Annotated in this window: 5 protein-coding genes; all 5 read right to left on the bottom strand. The window is 43.1% G+C overall.

Annotated elements, in window-relative coordinates:
* Positions 1–127: GTP-binding protein (locus HOO90_RS07735; protein WP_292841758.1), on the bottom strand; the 127-nt coding region annotated here is incomplete at its 3' end.
* Positions 128–183: 56 nt separating this feature from the next.
* The gene (gene fusA, locus HOO90_RS07730) at positions 184–2,274 is read right to left on the bottom strand and encodes an elongation factor G (RefSeq protein WP_292841755.1); all 2,091 of its coding nucleotides are present in this window, start codon (positions 2,272–2,274) and stop codon (positions 184–186) included.
* Positions 2,275–2,371: 97 nt separating this feature from the next.
* Entirely contained in the window at positions 2,372–2,842 is a 471-nt protein-coding gene (rpsG, locus tag HOO90_RS07725) for a 30S ribosomal protein S7 (protein WP_292841752.1), read from the bottom strand.
* An 82-nt stretch (positions 2,843–2,924) separates the two neighbouring features.
* Positions 2,925–3,311, bottom strand: a complete 387-nt coding sequence (rpsL, locus tag HOO90_RS07720) for a 30S ribosomal protein S12 (protein ID WP_292841750.1) — start codon at positions 3,309–3,311, stop codon at positions 2,925–2,927.
* Between the two features lie 170 nt (positions 3,312–3,481).
* Complete coding sequence (rpoC, locus tag HOO90_RS07715) at positions 3,482–7,729, bottom strand: DNA-directed RNA polymerase subunit beta' (RefSeq protein ID WP_292841748.1); 4,248 nt, start codon at positions 7,727–7,729, stop codon at positions 3,482–3,484.
* Between the last annotated feature and the right edge of the window lie 59 nt (positions 7,730–7,788).

Below are 7,788 nucleotides of genomic sequence, written 5' to 3'. Positions count from 1 at the left end.
CGCCGCCGAATTTTTTTGACAGGATTGTCGTAATCGCTGCTGTTAGTGTCGTTTTACCATGGTCAACGTGGCCAATCGTGCCTACGTTAACGTGCGGTTTGGTACGTTCAAATTTACCTTTTGCCATGATTATTTCCTTTTATTTAAACTTAAATATGATGATTAATTAACCAAATATTTGGCCTATTTTTTGTTAATGATAGCTTCGGCCACGTTTCTTGGTGCTTCTGTATAATGCTTAAATTCCATACTGTAACTTGCACGACCCTGTGACAGCGAACGTACCGTAGTTGAGTAACCAAACATCTCAGCCAACGGCACTTCAGCGCGTAGTACTTTACCTGTTGCGTTATCTTCCATGCCTTGAATCATGCCGCGACGAGATGACAAGTCACCCATAATATCGCCCATGTAATCTTCTGGCGTTTCTACCTCTACAGCCATCATAGGCTCTAGTAAGATTGGATCAGCTTTGCGCATACCGTCTTTAAAGCCGATTGAAGCAGCCATTTTAAAGGCGTTTTCGTTCGAGTCAACGTCATGGTATGAACCATCAAACAAGGTCACTTTAACGTCCACTACTGGGAATCCTGCCAAAACGCCAGCAGGAATTGTTTCGCGCAAACCTTTTTCAACCGCAGGGATGAACTCACGTGGCACAGTACCACCTTTAATTTGATCGACAAACTCGAAACCCTTACCTGGCTCATTTGGCTCAAGAATTAGCCATACATGACCATACTGACCCTTACCACCAGATTGTTTAACAAACTTACCTTCAACTTCAACCTTTTTCTTAATCGCTTCACGGTAAGCTACTTGTGGCGCACCAACGTTTGCTTCAACGTTAAACTCACGACGCATACGGTCTACTAGAATCTCAAGGTGCAACTCACCCATACCGGAAATAATTGTTTGATTGGTTTCTTCATCTGTTTTAACGCGGAAAGACGGATCTTCTTGCGCCAAACGGTTCAAAGCAATACCCATTTTTTCTTGGTCAGCTTTTGTTTTTGGCTCAACTGCAACGTGAATCACTGGCTCTGGGAATATCATGCGTTCAAGAATGATTTCTTCATTAACTGCACAAAGCGTATCACCAGTAGTCGCTTCTTTTAAACCAATCGCAGCAGCAATATCGCCAGCACGCACTTCAGTTAGGGGTTCACGTGCATTTGCATGCATTTGTACAATACGGCCAATACGTTCCTTTTTACCCTTTAGCGGGTTGTAGACTGTATCACCCGCATTAATCACACCAGAATATACGCGGAAGAAAATTAGCTGACCAACAAACGGGTCAGTCATGATTTTAAACGCAAGTGCAGAGAATTTCTCGTCATCAGAAGCTTTCAAGAACATCTCTTTGCCATCTTCATCTTCAGCTCTTGTTGGAGGAATATCTGTTGGCGCTGGCATCAACTCAACCACTTTATCCAACATCGCCTGAACACCCTTGTTCTTAAATGCAGAACCACACATCATTGGCACAATTTCAGAAGCAATAGTACGAATACGTAAACCCGCTAAAATTTCTGCTTCTGACAAATCACCTTCTTCCAAGTATTTGTTCATGAGCTCTTCACTTGACTCGGCGGCGGCTTCAACCATATTTTCACGCCATTTCGCGCAATCTGCTGCCAATTCCGCAGGGATATCACGATAATCAAATTTCATACCTTGTGAAGCTTCATCCCAATAGATGGCCTTCATCTTGATCAAATCAACAACGCCTTCGAATTTTTCTTCAGCACCGATTGGCACTTGCAAAGGAATTGGATTTGCTTTGAGACGTGCACGCATTTGATCGTACACTTTAAAGAAGTTCGCACCAGCGCGGTCCATTTTATTAACGAACGCTAAACGCGGCACTTTATATTTATTTGCTTGACGCCATACTGTTTCAGACTGAGGCTGAACACCACCCACAGCACAGTACACCATACAAGCGCCATCAAGCACACGCATTGAACGCTCTACTTCAATCGTAAAGTCAACGTGGCCTGGAGTATCAATAATATTAATACGATGTTGGTCAAATTGACCAGCCATACCCTTCCAGAAGCAAGTTGTTGCCGCTGATGTAATGGTAATGCCGCGCTCCTGTTCCTGCTCCATCCAGTCCATTGTTGCTGCACCATTGTGCACTTCACCAATTTTGTGGTTTACGCCTGTGTAAAACAAGATGCGTTCAGTCGTTGTAGTTTTACCTGCATCAATGTGCGCAGAAATACCAATGTTACGATAGCGTTCAATAGGGGTTATACGAGCCACGGCTATTACCTTTACTTAAATATTATTGCTTAAATTCTTAAAGAGCGATGCAAATGGCCTAAGCACTTACTTAGGCCAACCAAACAACATTCAGACATTAGAATCTGAAATGTGAGAATGCTTTATTCGCTTCTGCCATACGGTGAACTTCTTCACGTTTTTTCATTGCTGAACCACGGCCTTCTGACGCTTCCGTCAATTCAGCGGCTAAACGCAAGCCCATTGATTTTTCACCACGCTTACGCGCTGCATCACGCATCCAACGCATTGCCAAAGCACTACGACGATTTGGACGCACTTCAACTGGCACTTGATAGTTAGCACCACCAACGCGACGGCTTTTAACTTCCACTAAAGGGCGCAAGTTAGTTAATGCAAGGGTAAATACCTCCAAAGCATCCTTGCCTGTTTTAGCTGTAATTTGATCAAACGCACCGTATAAAATACGCTCAGCAACAGATTTCTTACCACCTGTCATTAACACGTTTACAAATTTTGAAACTTCTTGGCTACCAAATTTTGGATCAGGCAAGATGTTACGTTTGGGGACTTCTCTACGTCTTGGCATTATTTTCTCTATTCTATTAAATTAATTTTTGCTAGCAACCACATTAGCAAGGCATTTCAGCCGCTTTTAATGTAACAACAAATTACGCTGCTTTACCTACTTTAGGACGTTTAGCACCGTATTTAGAACGTGATTGTTTACGGTCTTTAACACCAGCCGTATCCAAACTACCTCGCACCATATGGTAACGCACACCTGGCAAGTCTTTTACACGACCGCCGCGAAGCAATACCACGCTATGCTCTTGCAAGTTATGGCCTTCACCACCAATGTAGCTAATCACTTCATAGCCATTAGTTAAACGTACTTTTGCAACTTTACGCAAAGCAGAGTTAGGCTTTTTAGGAGTTGTTGTATAAACACGAGTACAAACACCACGTTTTTGTGGGCATGATTCAAGTGCTGGCACTTTACTTTTTGTAACCACTTTAGCGCGTGGCTTGCGTATTAACTGATTGATGGTTGGCATTGCCTTAATCCCTAATTAGAAGTTCTCTAAATGATGTCTTCAAATATTACTTTTAAAATTCTGCAAAACAAATCAGGATGGCAATGTCATCGCTGACAATTTAGCCATCCTGAAAAACCCAACATTCTATTTAGCCTGACTTTTATTGTCAAGCCTTTAATTGTTTGATTTTATTCTGCTGCCGTTTCACTTACTACTTCTACCGCTGGTACTTCAGCTTCTGTAAACAACGCTTCAGCTGGAATTTCTTTAGGCGTTGGCGTTAAACTTGCTAGCGCTGCACGCTTACGTGCATCGTGATATGCCAAGCCAGTACCTGCTGGAATCAAGCGTCCAACAATGACGTTTTCTTTCAAGCCACGTAATTCATCACGTTTGCCTAAAATAGCCGCCTCAGTTAACACGCGCGTTGTTTCTTGGAACGAAGCCGCAGAGATAAATGAATCTGTAGATAATGATGCCTTGGTAATACCTAGCAACACATATTCAAATTCAGCCGGGCGTTTATTTTCCGCAATAACCACTTCGTTTTGCGCGAGCAGATCGGCACGCTCAACTTGCTCACCCATAATGAAGCTTGTATCGCCAGCATCTGTCACCCGTACACGGCGCAACATTTGACGCACGATTACTTCAATGTGTTTATCGTTAATCTTCACACCTTGTAAACGGTAAACATCTTGCACTTCGTCAATAATGTAACGTGCTAATGCTTCGCGACCTTGCAACCGCAAGATATCTTGCGGCTCAGCTGGGCCATCAACGATGCTCTCACCTTTAGTAACTACTTGGCCATCATGCGCCGTTACGTGCTTATCTTTAGGGATCAAGAATTCACTGGTGATGCCATCTAAATCAGTAATCACCAAACGCTGCTTACCTTTAGTATCTTTACCGAATGAAACAGTACCGGTCACTTCAGCCAACATTCCTGCATCTTTTGGTGAGCGTGCTTCAAACAACTCAGCTACACGTGGAAGACCCCCAGTAATATCACGTGTTTTAGATGACTCTTGTGGAATACGCGCAATCACTTCACCAACGCCTACTTCTTGACCATCTTTAACAGTAATAATACAACCCAACTGGAATGTGGTATTTACTGACTGCTCACTACCAGTAATCTTTACTTCAACGCCATTCGCATCCAACAATTTAACTTGTGGACGCAACCCTTTAGTTTGACCAGCACGCTGTTTAGGATCAATCACCACCAGTGATGACAAACCTGTCACATCATCGATTTGTTTAGCAACAGTGATACCTTCTTCCACGTTTTCAAACTTAATTTGACCCGCATATTCAGTAATAATTGGGCGTGTATGTGGATCCCATGTTGCAATCGCCTGACCCGCTTTTACTGTTTTACCATCCGTAATTTGCAATGTCGCACCGTACGGCACTTTATGACGCTCACGCTCACGGCCGTTTTCATCCGCGATAATCACTTCACCATTACGTGAAATCACTACCTGCTCATTACGTGCATTCGTTACATAACGCATCGTAGAAGTGAAGTTCAACACCCCGTTAGACTTACCCTCAACCTGCGATACTGAAGCCGCACGAGACGCCGCACCACCAATGTGGAAGGTACGCATGGTGAGCTGTGTCCCTGGTTCACCGATTGATTGCGCCGCAATCACACCCACCGCCTCACCCATGCTAATTAACTTACCGCGACCTAAGTCACGACCATAACATTTAGCACAAATCCCGTAGCGCGTATCGCAAGTAAGTGCAGTACGCACTTTTACTTCATCAATACCAAGCGCATCAAGATGCTCAACTTCGTCTTCACCTAACAATGTCCCTGCTGGGTAAATCACTTCTTGCGTTTCTGGGTTAACTACATCAAGTGCCGCCGTACGACCTAAAATACGATCGTGCAAGGGCTCAATCACTTCACCGCCTTTTACCAAGGCTTTAGTTACCAAACCATCACTCGTACCGCAGTCAATTTCAGTCACCACTAAATCTTGCGTTACATCCACCAATCTTCTAGTAAGGTAACCAGAGTTCGCAGTTTTTAAAGCAGTATCAGCTAGACCCTTCCGCGCACCGTGGGTTGAAATAAAGTATTGCAATACGTTTAGACCATCACGGAAGTTCGCTTTAATCGGCGTTTCAATAATAGAGCCATCTGGTTTCGCCATCAAACCGCGCATACCAGCTAGCTGACGAATCTGAGCTGCAGAACCACGCGCGCCAGAGTCGGCCATCATATAAATAGCATTGAATGATTCTTGACGAAGCACTTTACCTGCTTTATCTTTGATTTGCTTACCGTCAGCGTCTAATACATCTTCTTCTCTAAGTTGCTTCATCATGGCGTCAGCAACTTTATCACTTGCACGACCCCAAATATCCACTACTTTATTGTAACGCTCACCTTGCGTTACCAAACCTGAAACGTACTGATCTTCAATCTCTTTAACTTCAGATTCAGCTGATGCAATCAACGCACCCTTTTCTTTTGGTACTAACATATCATTAATACTGATAGAAATACCAGCTTTAGTAGCGTATGAGTAACCTGCATCTTTTAGCTTGTCAGCAAAAATAACCGTTTCGCGAATACCAACTTTACGGAATGAAGCGTTGATTAATTTAGAAATTTCTTTCTTTTTCAATGCCTTATCAAGGTTGCTATAAGCCAAACCAGCTGGCAAAATTTGTGACAATAATGCACGACCAACCGTTGTTTCATAACGATTCGTTTTTTCAGTTTTAACACCGTCTAAATCTAACTCGTACTCTTTAATACGCACGGTAATTTTCGCGTGAATATCAATTAAACCTTGGTCAAATACACGTTGTACTTCTTTAACATCAGCAAAGCGCATGCCTTCACCGCGAGCGGCTACTCTTTCACGCGTCATGTAGTACAAGCCCAACACGATATCTTGTGAAGGAACGATAATTGGCTCGCCGTTTGCTGGAGACAATACGTTGTTAGATGCCAGCATCAAAGTACGTGCTTCCATTTGCGCTTCTAGCGACAATGGAACGTGAACAGCCATTTGGTCACCATCGAAGTCGGCGTTGAATGCCGCACAAACTAATGGATGCAATTGAATCGCTTTACCTTCGATTAAGATAGGCTCAAACGCTTGGATACCTAAACGGTGCAAGGTAGGCGCACGGTTCAATAGTACTGGATGCTCGCGGATTACATCTTCGAGAATATCCCAAACTTCTGGTCCTTCTTCTTCTACTTTTTTCTTCGCCGCTTTAATGGTTGTTGCAATACCTAACACTTCCAATTTATGGAAAATGAAAGGTTTGAATAACTCCAAAGCCATTTTTTTAGGTAGACCGCATTGGTGCAATTTCAGTTGCGGACCAACCACAATCACTGAACGACCTGAGTAATCCACACGTTTACCCAACAAGTTCTGACGGAAACGACCGCCTTTACCTTTAATCATGTCAGCTAATGATTTCAATGGACGCTTGTTAGCACCAGTCATCACTTTACCGCGACGACCGTTATCCAATAGTGAATCCACCGCTTCTTGCAACATACGCTTTTCATTACGTACGATAATTTCAGGTGCTTTTAACTCTAACAAGCGTTTCAAACGGTTGTTACGGTTAATCACACGACGATATAAATCGTTTAAATCTGAAGTTGCAAAACGACCGCCATCCAATGGTACCAATGGACGCAATTCTGGTGGTAATACTGGCAAGATTTCTAAAATCATCCATTCTGGTTTGATGCCAGATTTTTGGAATGCTTCTAACACTTTTAAGCGTTTAGCGATTTTCTTGATTTTAGCTTCAGAACCCGTAGCACCTAGGTCTTGGCGTAAAGTTGTTACTTCACGCTCAATATCCATAGTACGTAACAATTCACGCACTGCTTCCGCACCCATCACCGCATTAAATTCGTCACCGTATTCTTCAACTTTTGCGAGGTAATCATCCTCAGTCAACAACTGGCCTCGTGTGAGAGGGGTCATGCCTGGATCAACCACGATAAATGCTTCAAAGTACAATACACGTTCGATATCACGTAAAGCGATATCCAATACCATACCTAAACGGCTTGGTAATGATTTCAAGAACCAAATATGCGCTACCGGTGAAGCTAGGTCAATATGACCCATACGCTCACGACGTACTTTAGATAAAGTAACTTCAACACCACATTTTTCGCAGATAACACCACGGTGTTTTAAGCGTTTGTATTTACCACAAAGGCACTCGTAGTCTTTTATCGGGCCAAAGATTTTTGCACAAAACAAACCATCACGCTCAGGTTTGAATGTACGGTAGTTGATAGTTTCTGGCTTCTTAACTTCGCCATATGACCATGAACGGATTTTTTCAGGTGAAGCGAGCGCAATCTTAATTGCATCAAACTCTTCTTCTTGCGTTACCTGTTTAAATAAGTCTAATAGAGCTTTCAAGTCTGTTCTCCTTAGTTTCTGTCTAGGTCAATGTCGATAGCGAGTGAACGAATTTCTTT

This window comes from Methylotenera sp. (genome assembly GCF_013141425.1).
Classification (GTDB): Bacteria; Pseudomonadota; Gammaproteobacteria; order Burkholderiales; family Methylophilaceae; genus Methylotenera.
The sequence above is the reverse complement of the archived record's forward strand: the minus strand, read 5'-3'. Positions and strand labels throughout refer to the sequence as shown.

Bases quoted from the DNA above. Each gene is read 5' to 3' on its own strand.
- rpsL (WP_292841750.1), bottom strand. From the start codon at position 3,311: ATGCCAACCATCAATCAGTTAATACGCAAGCCACGCGCTAAAGTGGTT.
- rpsG (WP_292841752.1), bottom strand. From the start codon at position 2,842: ATGCCAAGACGTAGAGAAGTCCCCAAACGTAACATCTTGCCTGATCCA.